A 17,848-nucleotide genomic window follows, 5' to 3' on the forward strand; every position below is an offset into this window, starting at 1 on the left:
CAAAGGATTCCCGATGCAGACTGCCCCGCTGGACTTCCGCCTGGCCACCCGCGCCGACGAGGAACTGCTGATCTCGCTGATACGCGCGTTCTACGCCGAGGACAGGATCGAGTTCGACGACGTGCGCGTGCGCCGCGGTGTCGATGCACTGCTGGCCGATCCGCGCAACGGCGAAGTACTGCTGTGGCTGGACGAAGCCGGTCAGGTGGTCGGCTATGCGGTGATCGCGATGGGCTTCAGCCTGGAGCAGGGCGGGCATTTCATGCTGCTTGACGAGCTCTATCTGGGGCCGCGGGCGCGCGGCCGTGGCCGGGGCAAGCAGGCGCTGGCCATCTGCGAACAGCGTGCGCGCGGACGCGGGGTCAGCCGCCTGCGCCTGGAGGTGAACCACCACAACGAACTGGCGCGTCGGCTGTACCTGGCCAGTGGCTACATCGATGACACCCGCGACCTGCTGACCCTGCCGCTGGATCACCCGCGCCAGGAGGGCATCCTGTGAGCGACGCCCTGCGGCGCAAACTGCAGCAGCGTGCCGCGCTGAACGCGCTGGTGCGCCGCTTCTTCGCAGAGCGTGACGTGCTGGAGGTGGAGACACCGATCCTGTCGGTGGCCGGTAATACCGAGCCCAACATCGACAGCTTCCATACCGACTTCAGCGGCCATGTCGACGCCGGCGGCCGCCGTCGCTGGCTGCGTACGTCGCCGGAGTACCCGCTCAAGCGGCTGCTCGCTGCCGGTGTCGGCGACTGCTACGAACTGGGGCGGGTGTTCCGCAACGGCGAGGCCGGCGGGCGCCATAACCCGGAGTTCACCCTGCTGGAGTGGTACCGGGTTGGCTGGGACCATCACCGGCTGGTGCAGGAAACCGCGGAGCTGGTCCGCCTGGCTCTGGGCCTGGTCGGACGCAGCGCCAGCCTGCGTGTGCTGAGCTACCGCGAGCTGTTCCAGCAGCAGGTGGGCGTGGATCCGTTCCAGACCGATGAGGCCGGGCTGCGCGCTGCGCTGGGTGACGTGCATATCGACCCGGTCGGGCTGACCCGCGACGACTGGCTGGATCTGCTGATGACCCATCGCATCCAACCGCATTTCGATGACGCAGTCATGACCGTTGTCCACGACTGGCCGGCGAGCCAGGCAGCACTGGCCCGCATCCGCCCTGGTACGCCGCCGCTGGCCGAGCGGTTCGAGCTGTACCTGGGGGCCGTGGAGCTGGCCAACGGCTATCACGAACTGAACGATGCCGACGAACAACGGGCGCGTTTCCAGCACGACCTGCAGCGCCGCCATGCGCGCGGGCAGGTGCAGCCGGCGCTGGACGAGGCACTGCTGGCGGCGCTGCCCGCGATGCCTGCGTGTGCGGGAGTTGCGGTCGGCATCGATCGCCTGTTGATGGCGATGAACCGCACGCCCCGCATCGCCGACGTGCTGGCCTTCGATTTCGCCGACGCCTGAGCGCACGCGGCTTTCTGAACCAGACAGACTGAACGGATTGCCGCGTCCGCGCGCTTGATTCAGCAAGCACGATGATGCTCTCATCACTCCCGATGCCAGACACTGGCATGGCAGTTCGTCCAGTCCTATGGGGAAGGCTTTGGTCAAGTGGTTTGCGGTTGTGGCGGCACCGGTCTACTCCATTGCGATGTGGGGAGTGCTGACGCCGTTGCCGGCATCGGCGCAGCAGGCCGGCTATGACGGCGAAGTCGTCACCTGCGAGTCACGCGACATGGCCTGGGTGCACTGCGATATCGATGTCAGCAACGGCGTCGATCTGGTTCGCCAGTTGTCCAGCAACAGCTGTATCCGTGGCAGCGAATGGGGCACCGACCGCAGCGGCGTGTGGGTCACGCTCGGCTGCCGTGCCGAGTTCCGGGCGCGCCCGGCGCAGGGAGTGGCTGCGGCCGAGCCAGGCAGCAAGCGCAAGGTGCGCCGCGTGGTCCGCTGTGAATCCAATGGCCGTCCGCAGAGTTGTCCGGTGCGTCTGGACGGCGCGCCGGTGCGCCTGCTGCGGCAGCTGTCGGTGCTGCCATGCCGGGAAGGGCAGGGCTGGGGTTACAAGCGCAACGAGGTGTGGACCAGCCGAGGCTGCCAGGGTGATTTCGAGGTGGCCGATGAGGATGGCCGTTTCGTCGACGTGCCGCGCCGGCTGACCTGCGAATCCAAATCGAAGAAGCGCCGATTCTGCGGCGCCAGCATCTCCGTCGGTGCCGCGGTGCGACAGCAGCTGTCCAGCACCGAGTGCGTGGAGGGCAGCACCTGGGGCTGGAGCCGCAACGGCATCTGGGTGGACGGCGGTTGCCGCGCCGAATTCTCGGTGAATTGAATCCGGCCGGGTGCCTGCGCGAGGGGGCGTGGCCCTACAATGGGCCCATGAACACTGCCACCGACCTCGATTACGCCCGCTACGACCACATCCGCCCGATCCTGTGGACCGGCGATGCCCTGCAACTGCTGGACCAGCGCAAGCTGCCGTTCGTGGTCGAGCATGTGGTATGCCGGGACAGCGATGAAGTCGCCGCGGCCATCCACGCCTTGACCGTACGTGGCGCCCCGGCCATCGGCATCGCGGCGGCCTGGGGCGTGGTGCTGGCGGCGCGTGAGGTGCAGGCGGCCGATGGCCCGCTCGCCCTGCAGCAGCTTGAGCCGGCGCTGCAGCGGCTGAACGCCTCACGCCCGACCGCCGTCAACCTGGCCTGGGCACTGGCGCGGATGCGTCGTTGCCTGGGCAGCGCCGGTGCGGACTGGAAGACGCTGCTTGAAGCGGAAGCGCGGGCCATCGCCGAGGAAGACCTGGCCGCCAACCGCCACATGGGGGCGCTCGGCGCCGGCCTGATCGATGCCGGCAGCGGCGTGCTGACCCACTGCAATACCGGCTCGCTGGCCACAGCCGGCTTCGGCACCGCGCTGGGCGTGATCCGCGCCGGCATGGCCCAGCACCGGATCGCCCGCGTGTTCGCCGGCGAGACCCGGCCGTGGCTGCAGGGCGCGCGCCTGACCGTCTGGGAACTGCAGCAGGATGGCATCGACGCCACCCTGATCGCCGATTCGGCCGCCTCGCACCTGATGAAGACCGGGGCCGTGCAGTGGGTGATCGTCGGCGCCGACCGCATCTGCGCCAATGGCGATACCGCCAACAAGATCGGCACCTACCAGCTGGCCATCGCCGCGCGCCACCATGGCGTGAAATTCATGGTCGTGGCGCCGTCCTCGACGGTCGACATGGAGACCGTCGACGGCAGCCAGATCGAGATCGAACAGCGCGATCCGGGCGAGCTGTACGGCGTGGGCGGGACGCGCACGGTGGCCGAAGGCATCGCCGCCTGGAACCCGGTGTTCGATGTCACCCCGGGCGAGCTGATCGACGCCATCGTGACCGAGCGCGGCGTGATCCTGAACCCGACCGTGGAGAACATGCGCGCCGCCTTCGGCGGTTGAGACGCACAGTCGGTCTGCGCCGCGGGAGCCGGGCGCATCTTCCGGGTTCGCCGCGGCCGGCCCCGGGCGTGGCCCGATGGGCCCCGTCCTGCCCCTAAGTTCCTGATTTGTGCCGGTAAAACCCCTGTAAACACAGGCGGGGAATGGTCCGATGTGGTAGTATCCACAGGTTGAATCGAGGTTCCGGCATGGTCACCCCCGCAGGTGTCCGCGCCGGACTGGACCGCTACCAGACAACGGAACCCGAATGGCAGAAACCGCCAAGGAAATCATCCAGGTCAACCTGGAAGACGAGATGCGCAAGAGCTACCTCGATTACGCCATGAGCGTGATCGTGGGCCGCGCGCTCCCGGATGCGCGCGATGGCCTCAAGCCGGTGCATCGCCGCGTGCTGTACGCGATGAACGAGCTCAACGCGCACAGCAACAAGCCCTACTTCAAGTCGGCGCGTATCGTCGGTGACGTCATCGGTAAGTACCATCCGCATGGCGATCAGTCGGTGTACGACACGCTGGTGCGCCTGGCCCAGCCGTTCTCGCTGCGTTACATGCTGGTCGACGGCCAGGGTAACTTCGGTTCGATCGACGGTGACTCCGCCGCGGCGATGCGATACACCGAAGCGCGCATGTCGCGCCTCGCGCATGAGCTGATGGCCGACATCGACAAGGAAACCGTCGATTTCCAGCCCAACTACGACGAGAAGGAACTGGAGCCGACGGTCATGCCGACCCGGTTCCCGAACCTGCTGGTCAACGGTTCGGCCGGTATCGCGGTGGGCATGGCGACCAACATCCCGCCGCACAACCTGAGCGAATCGATCAATGCCTGCATCGCGCTGATCGACAACCCGGAAATCGACGTCGACGGCCTGATGGAGTACATCCCGGGCCCGGATTTCCCGACTGCGGGCATCATCAACGGCACCGCCGGCATCGTCGCCGGCTACCGTACCGGCCGTGGCCGCGTGCGCATCCGCGCCAAGGCGGATATCGAAGTGGCCGACAACGGCCGCGAATCGATCATCGTCACTGAAATTCCTTACCAGGTGAACAAGGCGCGTCTGATCGAGAAGATCGCCGAGCTGGTCAAGGAAAAGAAGATCGAAGGCATCAGCGAGCTGCGCGATGAGTCCGACAAGGACGGCATGCGCATCTACATCGAGATCAAGCGCGGTGAATCTGCCGAGGTTGTGCTGAACAACCTGTACCAGCAGACGCAGATGGAATCGGTGTTCGGCATCAACATGGTGGCGCTGGTCGACGGCCGCCCGCAGTTGATGAACCTCAAGCAGATGCTGGAGGCATTCGTCCGCCACCGTCGCGAGGTGGTCACCCGCCGCACCGTGTTCGAGCTGCGCAAGGCGCGTGCCCGTGCCCACGTGCTGGAAGGCCTGACCGTCGCGCTGGCCAACATCGACGAGATGATCGAGCTGATCAAGACCTCGCCCAATCCCAACGAGGCGCGCGAACGCATGCTCGCCCGCCTGTGGGAGCCGGGCCTGGTCGGGGCCATGCTGGGTGCTGCCGGTGCCGAGGCCTCGCGCCCGGAGGACCTGCCCAAGGGCGTGGGCCTGATCGAGGGCGGCTACCAGCTGACCGAGATCCAGGCCACCCAGATCCTGGAAATGCGCCTGCACCGCCTGACCGGGCTGGAGCAGGATCGCCTGACCGACGAGTACAAGCAGCTGCTGGAAGTGATCGCCGGTCTGATCCACATCCTGGAAGATCCCGATCGCCTGCTGCAGGTGATCCGCGAGGAGCTGGTCAGCGTCAAGGCCGAGTTCGGCGACGAGCGTCGCACCGAGATCCGCCACAGCGAAGAAGACCTGGACATCCTCGACCTGATCGCCCCGGAAGACGTGGTGGTCACCCTGTCGCACGCCGGCTACGTCAAGCGCCAGCCGGTCAGCGCCTACCGCGCCCAGCGTCGTGGCGGCCGTGGCCGCAGCGCGGCGGCGACCAAGGAAGAGGATTTCATCGAACAGCTGTGGCTGGTCAACACGCACGACACCCTGTTGACCTTCACCAGTTCAGGCAAGGTGTTCTGGCTGCCGGTGTACCAGCTGCCCGAAGCCGGCTCCAACGCACGCGGCCGGCCGATCATCAACTGGATTCCGCTGGAACCGGGTGAGCGCGTACAGGCCGTGTTGCCGGTGCGCGAATACGCCGATGGCCAGTTCGTGTTCTTCGCCACGAAGAACGGCACGGTCAAGAAGACCCCGCTGGGCGAATTCGCCTTCCGTCTGGCCCGCGGCAAGATCGCGATCAACCTTGACGAGGGCGATGCGCTGGTTGGCGTCGGCCTGACCGATGGCGAGCGTGACATCCTGCTGTTCGCCTCCAACGGCAAGACCGTGCGTTTCGGCGAGGACAAGGTCCGCTCGATGGGCCGTACCGCCACCGGCGTGCGCGGCATCAGGATGCCGCCCGGCGAGGAAGTAGTCAGCCTGATCGTGGCCGAGAGTGCCGGTGGTGCCGAGGACGAGAACGAGGACGACAACGGTATCGAGGAAGCGGTCGCCAATGGCGATGCGGTGATCGACGGTGCCGACGACGCCAACCTGCAGTACATCCTCACCGCCACCGAGAATGGTTACGGCAAGCGCACCCCGCTGCCGGACTATCCGCGCAAGGGGCGTGGTACCCAGGGCGTGATCGGCATCCAGACCACCGAGCGCAACGGCAAGCTGGTCGCCGCGGTGCTGATGGGCTCCAGCGATGAAGTGCTGCTGATCTCCGATGGCGGCACGCTGGTGCGCACGCGCGGTTCGGAAATCAGCCGCGTGGGCCGCAACACCCAGGGCGTCACCCTGATCCGCCTGTCCAAGGACGAGAAGCTGCAGGCGGTGGAGCGCATGGATGCCTCGATCGACGAGGACGAGGACGAGGTGGCCGCGGTCGCCCCGGCCACGGCCGAAGGCGCCCCGGCTGCCACCGGCAGCGAGGATGCCGCGCAGGAGTGATCCGGTCGCGCTGACGAGGTACCCGACGACGCCGGCCCCGTGCCGGCGTCGTCGTATGCGGGAGCATGGAATACGCACGCGCTTCACGGCGGCGGTGGGATAAGGGCAGCATGCTGCTCCCGGAGATCGACGATGTCCGCCACGCCGCAGTCCGCGCCGGCGCCTGTGCGCCGCCACCCCCTGGTCACGGTCCTGTCGCTGCTGCTGGTCATCCTGGGCCTGGTGATCGGCGGGCTGGGTGCATGGCTGTTCCAGCTGGGGGGCTCGGCCTATTACCTCATCGCCGGCTGTGGCCTGCTGGCCAGCGGCATTCTGCTGTGGCTCAACCGTCGCAGCGGTGCGCTGCTGTACGCGCTGGTGTTCGTCGGCACGCTGCTGTGGACGGGGTGGGAATCGGGCAGCGATTACTGGCGCTGGGTGCCGCGGCTGGGGCTGGTCACCGCGCTGGGCATCGTTCTGGCGCTGCTGACGCCGACGTTGCGCGCGCCGCTGTCCAAACGGCTGTCGCGCAGCATCGCCGCCGTGTTGCTGCTGGTGTTCGTCGGCGCGTTTGCCCTGGCGTTCAGTCCGCACGGCAGCGTGGACGGCCATGCGCCGTTCCCGGAAGCAGCCTTCAGCGCAGGCCTGGAGCCGACCCGCGACACCACCGGCCTGCAGCCGGCCGACCAGCCCGCCGAGGGTGACTGGCCCGCCTGGGGCCGCAGCAACGCCGCCACCCGCTTCTCGCCGCTGCAGCAGATCACGCCCGCCAACGTGGCTACCCTGCAACTGGCCTGGCAGTTCCGCACCGGCGACCTGCCGAAGAAGCGCTGGGGTGCCGAGACCACGCCGTTGAAGATCGGCGACCGGCTGTACCTGTGCACGGCACGCAACCGCCTGATCGCCCTCGAGGCCAGCACTGGCAAGGCGCTGTGGCGGTTCGATCCAAAGGTGAAGGACGCCTCCATTCCGTACACCGCCGCCTGCCGTGGGGTGTCCTACTACGAGCAGCCCGCCGTGCCGGTATTCGCCGATGCGGCATTGGCGGATGTGGCTGCCGATCTCGCCTTGCCCCTGCCACCTCCCAGCGTTCGACCGGGCGCGGCGGCGGGCGCGCGGCCTGCCTGCTGGGCGCGCGTCATCGAAGGCACGCTGGACGGACGCATCATCGCAGTGGATGCCGACAGCGGTCGGCCGTGCGTCAATTTCGGCAACAACGGCCAGATCGACATCACCCTCGACATGGGCGAGGTGCCGCCGGGCTATGTCTCGATCACCTCGCCGCCGGCCATCGTGCGCGGCGTGATCGTCACCGGTCACCAGGTGCTGGACGGGCAGCGCCGAGACGCGCCTTCCGGCGTGATCCAGGCCTATGACGCGATCACCGGCAAGCTGCGCTGGGCGTGGGACATGGAGCGGCCCGAGCGCACCGGTCCGCCACCCCGCGAGCAGGTCTATACCCGGGGTACGCCGAACATGTGGACCACCGCCACCGGCGATGAACAACTGGGCCTGGTCTACCTGCCGTTGGGCAATGCCGCCGGCGACTACTGGAGCGGCTCGCGCAGCGAGCAACAGAACCGCTATGCCACCTCGCTGGTGGCACTCGACGTGGCCACCGGCAAGCCGGTCTGGCATTTCCAGGCCGTACGCAAGGATGTCTGGGACTACGACCTCGGTTCGCAGGCCAGCCTGATCGATTTTTCGACCGCGGCAGGCAAGGTGCCCGCGATCCTGCTGCCGACCAAGCAGGGTGACCTGTACATCCTCGACCGGCGCAACGGCCGGCTGCTGACACCTGCCGAAGAGCGCAGGGTTCCGCAGGGCGGCGTGGAACCGGAGCAGCGCTCGCCAACGCAGCTGTTCTCGCTCTATCACACCCTGCGGCGCGAGCAGCCGCTGACCGAGCGTGACATGTGGGGCATCACGCCGATCGATCAGCTGGTCTGCCGCATCCAGTTCCGCAGGGCGCACTACCAGGGCTTCTACACGCCGCCCACCAGTGATCGCCATTCCATCGAGTATCCCGGTTACAACGGTGGCTCGGACTGGGGTGGCGTGGCCATCGATACCCGCCGGGGCGTGATCGTGGCCAACTACAACGACATGCCCAACTACAACCGGCTGGTACCGCGTGCCGAGGCCGACCGACGGGGATGGCTGCCGCGTGAGCAGATCCGCGCCGACCGCGGCGCTGGCGAAGGGGCAGGCGACCCGCAGGTGGGTACGCCGTATGCCATCGACGTCAATGCAGGATGGCGGCTGCCATTGACCGGCCTGTCGTGCAAACAGCCGCCGTATGGCGGCATCCGCGCGATCGATCTGCGCACGGGCACGCTGCTGTGGGACCGGCCGTTCGGAAGCGCGCGCGGCAACGGCCCGTTCGGCATCCGCTCCGGCCTGCCGATCGAGATCGGAACGCCCAACAATGGCGGTGCGGTGATCACTGCCAGCGGCCTGGTGTTCATCGCCGCCGCGACCGACGATCTGCTGCGCGCGATCGATCTGAAGACGGGCCGGGAACTGTGGCATGCCAGGCTGCCTGCCGGGGGCCAGGCCACCCCGATGATCTACGAGCAGGGGGGACGCCAGTACGTGGTGATCGTCGCAGCAGGCCATCACTTCATGGAGACTCGTCCCGGCGATTACGTGATGGCGTTTGCCCTGCCCGAACATTGAGCATCGTTCGCGGCGGGGCCTGTCCGCCGATTCCCGGAAGCGGCCATTTCCCACCCGATGACGTGGTGTCCACCGATGCAGTAGCGGTGTGCCGGCGGGCACGCTGTTGCGCATGCCCAGCCTGTCGAACCCTGTCAGCCGCGAGCCCATCATGGGCAATGTCCATCTGCTCACCGTGACCTGCTGCAATCGGCAGCGCCTGTTCGAGAACGCGGCGCATGCGGATGTCGCGATGCAGCTGTTGGCTGCGATGGACCGCGAGGGGCTGACCACCTCGCTGGCCTGGCTTGTCATGCCCGACCACGTGCGATGGCTGGCGCAGCTGCGTGGCCATCCACCCGGATACTGCGTACAGCGCTTCAAGGCGCGCAGCAGCTTCCTGATCAACCGCCATCGTGGCCGCAACGGAGCGGTCTGGCAGGCCGGCTATTTCGATCAGGTGATCGACAATGATGCTTCGTTGCCTGTGCGGGCCCGGCAGGTGCTGGCTTACCCGGTCAGTGCGGGGCTGGCCAGGCAGATGGGCGAGTATCCCCATGGCTGGTGTCGCTGGCCGCTGCAGGACGCCGCGATTGCGCGGTAGTGGCGGGCTGCCGTGTTACTGCGGCACCCGTACCATCCTCGTCATCAAGTGTTCGACCACACCCGCCGGGTTGGCTGTGCGGCCCACATGCGTGCTGGACATCTGCACGATCGAGCTGCGTTTGGCGGTGAGGAAATGGAAGCGTGCGCGTGCCGGAAGCTGCGCGATGGGGCCGGCGGTGGCATCGCCGCGGCAGATGGCCACGATGGCATCCAGCCACGGTTGCAGCGCCTGCTGGTCCAGCGCCGGTGCGAACGCCTGCAGGCGTGCCGGGTCGATCTCGATGGCCGCTTCCAGATGACGCGCACCGGGACAGGACACGATCACCCCGACGTTGATGAATTCCTCGCGCTCCACCCGCGGTACAACGCGGATGACCGCATAGTCATACGTGTGCAGCGTGGGCACGGATGGCCTCCTGCACGAACACCGCACGCACCTTCAGGCGATGCTTGAGATAGTCGATGTAGCCCTGGCGGTAGGCCTGAGGGCTGTCGAACGCTGGCTCGTTGACCAGCCAGCTGTCTGGCACGAGGCCGACGATCCGCTCGATCTCGGCATCGGTCAGGCGAGCCGCCAGCTCGGCATCCACCTCGGCGATGCGGCTGGCGAACGACAGCAGCACGTGGTCGCGGATCAGCACGAACGGCCTTTCGCACGCATCGCCGGCGTTGGCCCAGTCGTGGTGGAAATACATCGCTGCACCGTGGTCGATCAGGTACAGCTGGCGGTGCCACACCATCAGGTTCGGGTTGCGCGTGGTGCGATCGACATTGCTGGTGAATGCATCGAACCAGACGATGCGCGACGCCAGGTCGGCGTCCACCGGCATGGCCGCCGGGTCGTAGTTGATCGCGCCGGGCAGGTAATCCAGGCCCAGGTTCAGGCCCTCGCTGGCGCGGATCAGTTCCTGGATCTCCGGATCCGGTTCGGTACGCGCGAACTCGCTGTCCAGTTCAACGAACAGCAGTTCGGGAATCGGCAGGCCCAGGGTACGGGCCATTTCACCTGCGATCAGTTCGGCGATCAGGGCCTTGGGCCCCTGGCCCGCACCCCGGAACTTGAGTACGGCCATGCCGTCGTCGTCGGTCTCGACCACGGCCGGCAGGGAGCCGCCCTCCCGCAGGGGCGTAATGTAACGAAGAGCATTCACGGTGCGCATGCACGCATTCTAGCGTGGCACACGGTGCTGCATTGCATGCGCCGCAGAGCACACGCCGCGCATGCCGACGCAACGCAGGCAATGCTGAATGCACGCTGCGCAATGTGCCGCGCTTCACACGATCCTCCGGACGGCGCGGGCAACATGCTGTCCATGGCGTTCGCGGAAACGCCGCGCGGATCCTGCTCCACGATGTCTCCACCAGATGCGGAGGTACAGGGATGAGCGACCAACTGAATGCGGCACTGCCGCCTCTGGATGATGCCAAGGCCGAAGAAATGATCGGCAAGGTAGTGCTGGTGGGCGTCACCCGTTACGGCGGTGACGGGCAGGTTCAAGGGCTGGAGCAGTATGCCGGCACGGTGCTGCGCATCAGCGCGTTCGAAGGCGTGGTGCTTGCCGACGAAAACGATGGGCACGAGCGCTACCTGCCGCCCATGCTCGACCAGTACCTGCCAGCCCAGCCGGGCGAGTACTGCATGCGCTCCACCGGGATGATCGTGGTGGACCCGGACTATCTGGCCACCTGGGACCTGCACGCCAGGCAGTAGTGACCCGGCCTGCGCTTTGCCTTATCCGGTGACTAGCCCATCCGGCCCATTGAACGCGGGCCGGGCGGTGCTAGATTCGGCGCATGCCCGCTTCGCGGGCAGCCCGACACTACCAGGGGATAAGGATGCTCATCCGTCGTACCTCTCTGGCGGCTGCCATTGCCGTCGTTGCCGTCACGCTGTTGTCTGCAGGCCCGGCATGGGCCGACTATGCCAAGCCGCCGGAGCATCTGCTGAAGGTGCTGAAGGCACCGCCGCCGCCAATGCCGAACGTGGACCCCAGTGGCCAGCGTCTGTTGCTGACCACCGCGCAGACCTATCCGTCGATCAGCCGGGTGGCGCAGCCCTACCTGAAACTGGCCGGCGTGCGCCTGGAGCCGAAGAACCGCAGCCGTCATGACACGCCCGGAGGCTATGGCATACCGGCCTGCGTGGCCGACTTCACCCTGGTCGAGATCGGCAGCGGCAAGCAGACCCGGGTCAACCTGCCGCAGGGCTGTGCCGGTGGCGCGCTGTGGTCGGCCGACGGCAGCCACTTCGCGTTCCAGAACGCGGTCGAGACCAGCGTGCAGCTGTGGGTGGGCGATGCCGCCACCGGTCAGGTCAAGCAGGTACCGAACGTCCAGTTGAACCCGATTTTCGGCAGCACCGTGCAGTGGCTGGGTGGCAGCCAGACACTGCTGGTGAAGCTGGTACCGGCCAACCAGGGGCCGGCACCCTCCAATGGCGGCGTGCCGACCGGACCCGATGCACAGGAGTCGCTCGGCAGCAGTGGCGAGAGCAGCACCTATGAGGCACGCGACACGCTGACCAGCGTGCATGATGAAGCGTTGTTCGCCTACTACGGGGCCTCGCAGCTGGCGGTGGTGGATACCGCGGCGGGCACCGTGCGAGCGGTCGGCCAGCCGGCCATCTACAACGATGTCAGTGCGGCGCCAGACGGCGTGCATGTGCTGACCGAGTCGATCAAGCCACCGTTCTCGCATGCGGTCACCTACCAGCGCTTCGCCAACGACGTCGCGGTACTGGATGTCAGCAGTGGGCGCACGACCACCATCGCCCGCCTGCCGTTGGCAGACCGCGTGCCGGTGCACGGCGTGCCGGAGGGGCCGCGCGGTTTCGACTGGCGCTCCACCGATCCGGCGACGCTGGTGTATGCCGAAGCACTGGACAAGGGCGACTGGAAAGTGAGTGTGCCGCACCGTGACCGCGTGCTCATGCTCAAGGCGCCGTTCACCGGCAAGCCGGTGGAGATCGCGCGTACCGCGCAGCGCTTCGAAGGCATTGCCTGGACGGCGGACCCGGCCGTGTCGTTCCAGTTCGAGAATGACGAGAACCGGCACTGGGTGCAGACCCGCATCGTCGATGTGGACAAGCCCCGGCAGGAGGGCCGCCTGTTGTGGGACATGTCCAGCGACGAGCTGTACGGCGATCCGGGCAACCTGGTGTTCAAGCGCCTGCCCAATGGCGCACCGGTGGTGCGGCAGGAAGGGACGTACGTGTTCCTGCGCGGGCAGGGCGCTTCGCCGCAGGGGGATCGCCCGTTCCTGGACCGTCTGGACCTGGCCACACTGAAGAGTGAGCGCCTGTTCCGCAGCGATGCCGATGCCTACGAGCAGTTCCTGGGCTTCAGCAATACGCCCGGCCGCTACCTGACGTGGCACCAGTCGGTGATGGACCCGCCGAACGCCTTCCTGCGCCAGCAGGGCGATGCTGTGGCGGACGCCAAGCAGGGCGAGGCGCAGTACACCTCCACCGCGACGGCCCTGACGAAGCTGGTCGACCCCACGCCTGAAGTGCGGCAGATCAAGAAGCAGCTGGTGACCTACAAGCGCGCCGACGGCGTGGACCTGTCGTTCACCCTGTACACGCCGCCCGGCTACCGGGAAGGCCAGCGCGTGCCGGCCATCCTCTACGCCTATCCGGCAGACTTCGCCAATGCCGCGCAGGCCGGGCAGGTCTCCGGTTCGCAGCAGACGTTCACCCGCCTGCAGCCGTACCGCCTGATGCTGCTGGCCGGCTACGCGATCATCGACAATGCCTCGTTCCCGATTGTCGGTGATCCCAGGAACGCCTACGACACCTACCTGGAGCAGTTGGAAGCCGATGCCAAGGCGGCCGTGGACAAGGCCGTCGACATGGGCGTGGTGGATCGCAACCGGATCGGCGTGACCGGCCACAGCCACGGCGGCCTGATGACCGCGAACCTGATCGCGCATACCACCCTGTTCAAGGCGGGCGTGGCGACCAGCGGCTCCTACAACAAGACCTTCACTCCGTTCGGGTTCCAGAACGAGCGGCGTTCGGTCTGGCAGGCACAGGATGTCTACCTGAAGGCATCGCCGTTCTTCTACGCCGACAAGATCAAGCTGCCGTTGCTGCTGGTGCATGGCGAGGACGATGCCAATCCGGGTACCGAGCCGTTCCAGTCGCGCAAGCTGTACCAGGCGATCCGTGGCAACGGCGGCACCACCCGCCTGGTGATGCTGCCGAACGAGCCGCACTGGTATACGGCGCTGGAGTCGAACGAGCAGCTGGTGGCGGAGATGCTCAACTGGTTCGACACCTACGTGAAGAACGCCAAGTGAGGAATGGAAAGGCCGCCCTCGGGCGGCCTTCCTGCATCCTGTGGAGCCGAGCCATGGTCGGCTGCTGTAGTACAGAGCCGGGGAAGTCACATGAAGGCATGGATGTTGGCGCTCGCTCCGCTGTTGGTTTCTCCTGTGGCCATGGCGGTCGAGCGGCCGATGAGCGTGCACGTCACGTACGACTGGTCTGGCTGGGGTTCCGTATCTGAGCGCTGGGTCATCCGGCGCGATGCCTACGGCGTGACCACCCGTGTACAGGTGGTTGACCCGCCCGACGTGCAACCGCGGGTGCCGGAGCTGCTGCCGTTCGGCGCGATGTCAGCGTTCGAGGCTGCGCTGCAGGCAGCGCCGTTGACCCGGGATGCCACGGTGGATCTGATTGCTTCGCGTATGGACCGGTCCACCATGCTGAAGCTGGATCCACAGTTGCGCAGCACGCCGCCGGCCAGATGCTCGTTCGCCCAGCAGCAGGCCTGGGCACGCCGGGCGCTGGCCGGGCAAGGTCTGCAGGAGCGCGTTGCAGCGCATTTCCGCGGCCTCTGGACTGACGACCATCCCAGCATGACCGTGGTCGTAAGCCGTCCGGGCCGCCCGGACACCGTGCTGGTGTCCACTTCCCAGTACGCAATGATGCTGCCATGGAAGCGCGTGTCATCGACGAACTTCGACCAGCACGTTCTGGCAGGCGCGCAGGAGCAGTGGCGTCCGGCGTTGAGCGATGCACTGATGGCGCTGCTGCCTGCGGGGGAACCCAGCCGCGAACGTTTCAGGATCGGCTGGTTGCAGAACAGATTACGAGACGACATTGCCCAGGAGGCGCTGCGTTGTGGGGCGCTGCGCAAGGAAACCGCAGATTGATCATCCACGGATGCTCTGCGATCAACGGTGCAGACTCGACAGCGACAGGTCGATCGCGGTGCGGCCGGACAGGCGCCCCAGCAGGGAAGTTGTCCGTGGAGAGCGCTGCCTGGGCATCCGCGCTCACGCCAGTGGCAGGCGGTCCTGCGCGTGCGAAAGGCGATCATGCAGGTCGCGCACATGCTCGGCCCTGGCATGTACCCGGGTGGTGTCGCCGAAGCTGCGCAGATAGGCGCAGGCGGCGAAGCCGTCACTCTTGCTTTCATACTCCGCGATCCAGGCTAGTCGGTCCGGATTGTCGGCCTGCTCGGCCGACCATGCGGCGGCGGGCGGGCGGATGCGGTACTTCAGGCCGACACGCCATGGTTTGGGTGTCAGCCGGGCCCGGAAGCAGTGCTGCAGCCGGCACATGCGCGCGTACAGCGTGTCGGTGCCCAATGCGTTGAAGAACGCCTGCAGCGCCTCGTCGCCGGGGGAGAACGTGGCATGCATGGCCAGTATCCGCAGCCCGGCCGGCGTCCGGTACGCGCGCAGATGCCAGTCCGGGTGCTGCCTGCTGAAGTCTGCAACCCGCTGCAGGGCCACGCCCTCGGCGCCACCGGCAGCGGCCAGGCGACGCCTGCGTTGCGTCAGCATCGCGGTATTCACCAGAGCCACGGCTGCCATGGCCAGTACCAGCCCCACCAGCCAGTGCCAGAGCAGGGTGCCGATGAGGGCGACGGCGGGCAGCAGGGTTGCCGTGATGACGACGGGCATCACGCATCCTGCCGGTGGTTGCGGGTGGTCAATGTCGGCGAACAGGACGTCCGGAGTGTTCAGGCACAGCGCACCGTAGCTGTTGCGGGTGATCACCACGCCGCCATCGCGCTGCACGATCTGCTCGCGGATCGGCACGCCTTCCACGCCGTAGTTGCTGCGGACCTCGCGGCGCGGCAGTGCCTGCCCGGCGAGGATGGCATTGAGCGCTTCGTTGGCCCGGCGCTCGGCGTGTGCCTGAGCGTCGGCAGGGCTTGTGTCGGACCATCCGAAGCGACGCACGACCACCGGCCGGCCGCGGAAACGGGCCTGCAGGCGGGCTTCGGCCCAGTACGCGGGAACGATCATCATCGTGCGGTGCGCCATCATCCATGGCAGATGCCGAGGTGAGTCTGGCACAGGGGCGTAACGGCCGCACCCGCCTGCTGCGGCGAAGGGGGCGCAGTGATAGATTGCCTGCCTGGCATTGTCTCCACCAAGGACGGATCGATGTTCGTTTCCCTGCGTGGCCTGCTTGCCCTGGCGCTGGCCGGGACGGCCGGCGTGGCCCATGGTGCAGCGCCAGGGCCGGAGATCCTGATTTCCGACGCCAGCCGCTTCTATGCCCTTTACGACACAACCGATGGCCAGCCCAGCGTGGCGCAGCTGGCGCAGTACCTGGCCGAAGGGACCCCCAGCCTGGGCGAGTTCGCGAGCCGGCGACGGGTCACCGCCGAGCGCATCGCCGACGCCATGCGTCGCGACCCGGCGATGTACGCCAATGGCCGGACCTGCCTGGATGAACTGCCTGCGGTACGCCAGCGGCTGGTGCAGGTGTTTGCCAATCTGCAGGCGATCTATCCGCAGGCGAGGTTTCCACCGGTCGCGATCATGGTCGGGCGCGGTCGCCCGGTCGGCCTGACCCATCCGGGGGGCGTGCTGATCGGGCTGGAAGCCCTTTGCGCGGCTGACTTCATGAACCCCAATGTGCAGGACCGCTTCGTGCATGTGATCGCGCACGAGTACGTGCACATCCAGCAGACCGGTGCGATCGATTTCGAGCAGGGCGATCCGCGTGCGACGGTGCTGCGCCTGTCACTGGCCGAAGGCGTGGCCGAGTTCATCACCGAACTGGTTTCCGGCAACGTCGGCAACGGACGCCACGCGGCATGGACGCGGGGCAGGGAAGTGCACATCGAAAGTGCATTCGCGCTGGACCTGGACAGTACCGACCTTTCGCCCTGGCTGTACAACTACACGCCCGGCTCCGACGCGCCCTACGATCTGGGCTACTGGGTGGGCTACCGCATCGCCAAGGCGTACTACCTGCAGGCCAGGGACAAGCGCGAAGCGGTACGCGCCCTGATCGAACAGGACGATCCGAAGGCGATCCTGGCGGCCAGTGGCTGGACGCCGGGCATGTGGATGCCGGCGAAGGTGACTGGCGTGGCCGCGCGCGCTGCGGCACGCTGAGTGCGGAACAGAACGCTACGGGAGATCGGCATGCGCATTCCTGCTTTGACGGCCGGCGCCATCGCGCTGGCATTGGCGATGACCGGCGGCGTGAAAGCGGCCGAGGCACCCGCCATCAACCCGCTGCTGACACGGCCAGTGGACCAGCTGCGGCCGGACGAAGTCCGTTTCATGCAGCAGCGTCTGGCGGATTGGCCACAGCTGCAGCGCTATCGTGACGCCAACGCAGCCCTGCCTGCTGCCCGGCCCGGACAGCCACGCGTGATCTTCTACGGCGACTCGATCACCGAGGGCTGGGGGGCTGAGGGCAGTGCCGCCTTCTTCCCCGGCAAGGGGTATCTCAATCGTGGCATCGGGGGCCAGACCACGGCGCAGATGCTGGTTCGCTTCCCGCAGGATGTGCTTGCGCTGCATCCCCAGGTGGTGGTGATCCTGGCCGGCACCAACGATATCGCCGGCAATACCGGCCAGGCCACGCAGGCAATGATCGAGGACAACGTGCAGGCGATGGTGGCGCTGGCGAAAGCGCAGGGCATCAGCGTGGTGCTGGCCTCGGTGCTGCCGGTCAGCGAGTACCCCTGGATGCCTGGTATCGAGCCCGCCGCGAAGGTGCGTGCATTGAACCGTGCACTGAAACGCCATGCCGACGAACAACAGCTGGTCTACCTGGATTACCACACGCCGTTGGCCAACGCGCAGGGCGGTCTGGATGCCGACCTGGCCGGCGACGGCGTGCATCCCACAACGAAAGGCTATGCGGTGATGGCACCGCTGGCCGAGGCTGCGATCGATCAGGCGCTGGCGAGGCGCGCCGCCCGGTGATGGTCGGCAGGAACATGCCGCAGG

General features: G+C 67.0%; 15 protein-coding genes. 12 read left to right on the forward strand and 3 right to left on the reverse strand.

Translation table 11 applies throughout. The annotated features are described in order from the left end of the window. Positions 1-13: 13 nt before the first annotated feature. The 7 genes from IMX13_RS15185 to IMX13_RS15215 all read left to right on the forward strand — a co-directional run bounded on the left by IMX13_RS15185 (position 14) and on the right by IMX13_RS15215 (position 9,635). Entirely contained in the window at positions 14-499 is a 486-nt protein-coding gene (locus IMX13_RS15185) for a GNAT family N-acetyltransferase (protein WP_193396655.1), read from the forward strand. After that, positions 496-1,452 (forward strand): EF-P lysine aminoacylase EpmA, encoded by a 957-nt coding sequence (gene epmA, locus IMX13_RS15190; RefSeq protein ID WP_065176043.1) that lies wholly within the window; start codon positions 496-498, stop codon positions 1,450-1,452. Before IMX13_RS15185 ends, epmA begins: the two co-directional genes overlap by 4 nt. 139 nt (positions 1,453-1,591) lie before the next feature. Further along, positions 1,592-2,320, forward strand: coding sequence for a DUF3011 domain-containing protein (locus IMX13_RS15195; RefSeq protein WP_080375199.1), 729 nt, complete (start codon positions 1,592-1,594; stop codon positions 2,318-2,320). Positions 2,321-2,367: 47 nt separating this feature from the next. Further along, positions 2,368-3,432, forward strand: a complete 1,065-nt coding sequence (gene mtnA / locus IMX13_RS15200) for an S-methyl-5-thioribose-1-phosphate isomerase (RefSeq protein WP_065176042.1) — start codon at positions 2,368-2,370, stop codon at positions 3,430-3,432. Between the two features lie 247 nt (positions 3,433-3,679). Then, the gene (gene gyrA, locus IMX13_RS15205; protein WP_065182897.1) at positions 3,680-6,394 is read left to right on the forward strand and encodes a DNA gyrase subunit A; all 2,715 of its coding nucleotides are present in this window, start codon (positions 3,680-3,682) and stop codon (positions 6,392-6,394) included. A gap of 132 nt (positions 6,395-6,526) precedes the next feature. Next, a complete protein-coding gene (locus IMX13_RS15210) occupies positions 6,527-9,052 on the forward strand; it encodes a membrane-bound PQQ-dependent dehydrogenase, glucose/quinate/shikimate family (RefSeq protein ID WP_193396656.1) in 2,526 nt (841 codons plus the stop codon). 112 nt (positions 9,053-9,164) lie between these two features. Then, positions 9,165-9,635: a transposase gene (locus tag IMX13_RS15215; protein WP_227255466.1), complete on the forward strand. Its 471-nt coding sequence runs from the start codon at positions 9,165-9,167 to the stop codon at positions 9,633-9,635. 15 nt (positions 9,636-9,650) lie between these two features. Here the strand turns inward: IMX13_RS15215 and IMX13_RS15220 are convergent, their stop codons facing one another. Together IMX13_RS15220 and IMX13_RS15225 are read right to left on the reverse strand one after the other, a co-directional pair. Further along, positions 9,651-10,043 (reverse strand): DUF3037 domain-containing protein, encoded by a 393-nt coding sequence (locus IMX13_RS15220; RefSeq protein ID WP_065176040.1) that lies wholly within the window; start codon positions 10,041-10,043, stop codon positions 9,651-9,653. After that, on the reverse strand, positions 10,021-10,797 hold the full coding sequence (locus tag IMX13_RS15225) for a HipA family kinase (RefSeq protein ID WP_053515477.1): 777 nt from the start codon (positions 10,795-10,797) through the stop codon (positions 10,021-10,023). Before IMX13_RS15225 ends, IMX13_RS15220 begins: the two co-directional genes overlap by 23 nt. Positions 10,798-11,018: 221 nt before the next feature. Between IMX13_RS15225 and IMX13_RS15230 the strand changes: the two genes are divergently transcribed. The 3 genes from IMX13_RS15230 to IMX13_RS15240 all read left to right on the forward strand — a co-directional run bounded on the left by IMX13_RS15230 (position 11,019) and on the right by IMX13_RS15240 (position 14,794). Beyond that, positions 11,019-11,348: a hypothetical protein gene (locus IMX13_RS15230; RefSeq protein ID WP_053515479.1), complete on the forward strand. Its 330-nt coding sequence runs from the start codon at positions 11,019-11,021 to the stop codon at positions 11,346-11,348. 125 nt (positions 11,349-11,473) lie between these two features. After that, the gene (locus tag IMX13_RS15235) at positions 11,474-13,936 is read left to right on the forward strand and encodes a prolyl oligopeptidase family serine peptidase (RefSeq protein WP_193396657.1); all 2,463 of its coding nucleotides are present in this window, start codon (positions 11,474-11,476) and stop codon (positions 13,934-13,936) included. Between the two features lie 3 nt (positions 13,937-13,939). Next, positions 13,940-14,794 carry a hypothetical protein gene (locus IMX13_RS15240; RefSeq protein ID WP_227255467.1) on the forward strand — a complete coding sequence of 285 codons (855 nt, stop codon included), beginning with the start codon at positions 13,940-13,942 and terminating at the stop codon, positions 14,792-14,794. A 123-nt stretch (positions 14,795-14,917) separates the two neighbouring features. Here the strand turns inward: IMX13_RS15240 and IMX13_RS15245 are convergent, their stop codons facing one another. Further along, positions 14,918-15,901, reverse strand: coding sequence for a hypothetical protein (locus IMX13_RS15245; RefSeq protein WP_193396658.1), 984 nt, complete (start codon positions 15,899-15,901; stop codon positions 14,918-14,920). A gap of 138 nt (positions 15,902-16,039) precedes the next feature. Between IMX13_RS15245 and IMX13_RS15250 the strand changes: the two genes are divergently transcribed. Then, positions 16,040-17,002 carry a DUF2268 domain-containing putative Zn-dependent protease gene (locus IMX13_RS15250; protein ID WP_053515484.1) on the forward strand — a complete coding sequence of 321 codons (963 nt, stop codon included), beginning with the start codon at positions 16,040-16,042 and terminating at the stop codon, positions 17,000-17,002. Positions 17,003-17,032: 30 nt separating this feature from the next. Then, positions 17,033-17,824, forward strand: a complete 792-nt coding sequence (locus tag IMX13_RS15255; RefSeq protein WP_193396659.1) for an SGNH/GDSL hydrolase family protein — start codon at positions 17,033-17,035, stop codon at positions 17,822-17,824. The last annotated feature ends 24 nt before the right edge of the window (positions 17,825-17,848 follow it).

It is taken from the genome of Stenotrophomonas sp. B2 (assembly GCF_014947095.1).
GTDB classification, from domain to species: Bacteria; Pseudomonadota; Gammaproteobacteria; order Xanthomonadales; family Xanthomonadaceae; genus Stenotrophomonas; species Stenotrophomonas maltophilia_P.

Coding starts and splice junctions, on each gene's coding strand:
- IMX13_RS15185 (WP_193396655.1), top strand. CDS start 14: ATGCAGACTGCCCCGCTGGACTTCCGCCTGGCCACCCGCGCCGACGAG.
- mtnA (WP_065176042.1), top strand. CDS start 2,368: ATGAACACTGCCACCGACCTCGATTACGCCCGCTACGACCACATCCGC.
- gyrA (WP_065182897.1), top strand. CDS start 3,680: ATGGCAGAAACCGCCAAGGAAATCATCCAGGTCAACCTGGAAGACGAG.
- IMX13_RS15210 (WP_193396656.1), top strand. CDS start 6,527: ATGTCCGCCACGCCGCAGTCCGCGCCGGCGCCTGTGCGCCGCCACCCC.
- IMX13_RS15215 (WP_227255466.1), top strand. CDS start 9,165: ATGCCCAGCCTGTCGAACCCTGTCAGCCGCGAGCCCATCATGGGCAAT.
- IMX13_RS15225 (WP_053515477.1), bottom strand. CDS start 10,797: ATGCGCACCGTGAATGCTCTTCGTTACATTACGCCCCTGCGGGAGGGC.
- IMX13_RS15230 (WP_053515479.1), top strand. CDS start 11,019: ATGAGCGACCAACTGAATGCGGCACTGCCGCCTCTGGATGATGCCAAG.
- IMX13_RS15235 (WP_193396657.1), top strand. CDS start 11,474: ATGCTCATCCGTCGTACCTCTCTGGCGGCTGCCATTGCCGTCGTTGCC.
- IMX13_RS15240 (WP_227255467.1), top strand. CDS start 13,940: ATGGAAAGGCCGCCCTCGGGCGGCCTTCCTGCATCCTGTGGAGCCGAG.
- IMX13_RS15245 (WP_193396658.1), bottom strand. CDS start 15,901: ATGATGATCGTTCCCGCGTACTGGGCCGAAGCCCGCCTGCAGGCCCGT.
- IMX13_RS15250 (WP_053515484.1), top strand. CDS start 16,040: ATGTTCGTTTCCCTGCGTGGCCTGCTTGCCCTGGCGCTGGCCGGGACG.
- IMX13_RS15255 (WP_193396659.1), top strand. CDS start 17,033: ATGCGCATTCCTGCTTTGACGGCCGGCGCCATCGCGCTGGCATTGGCG.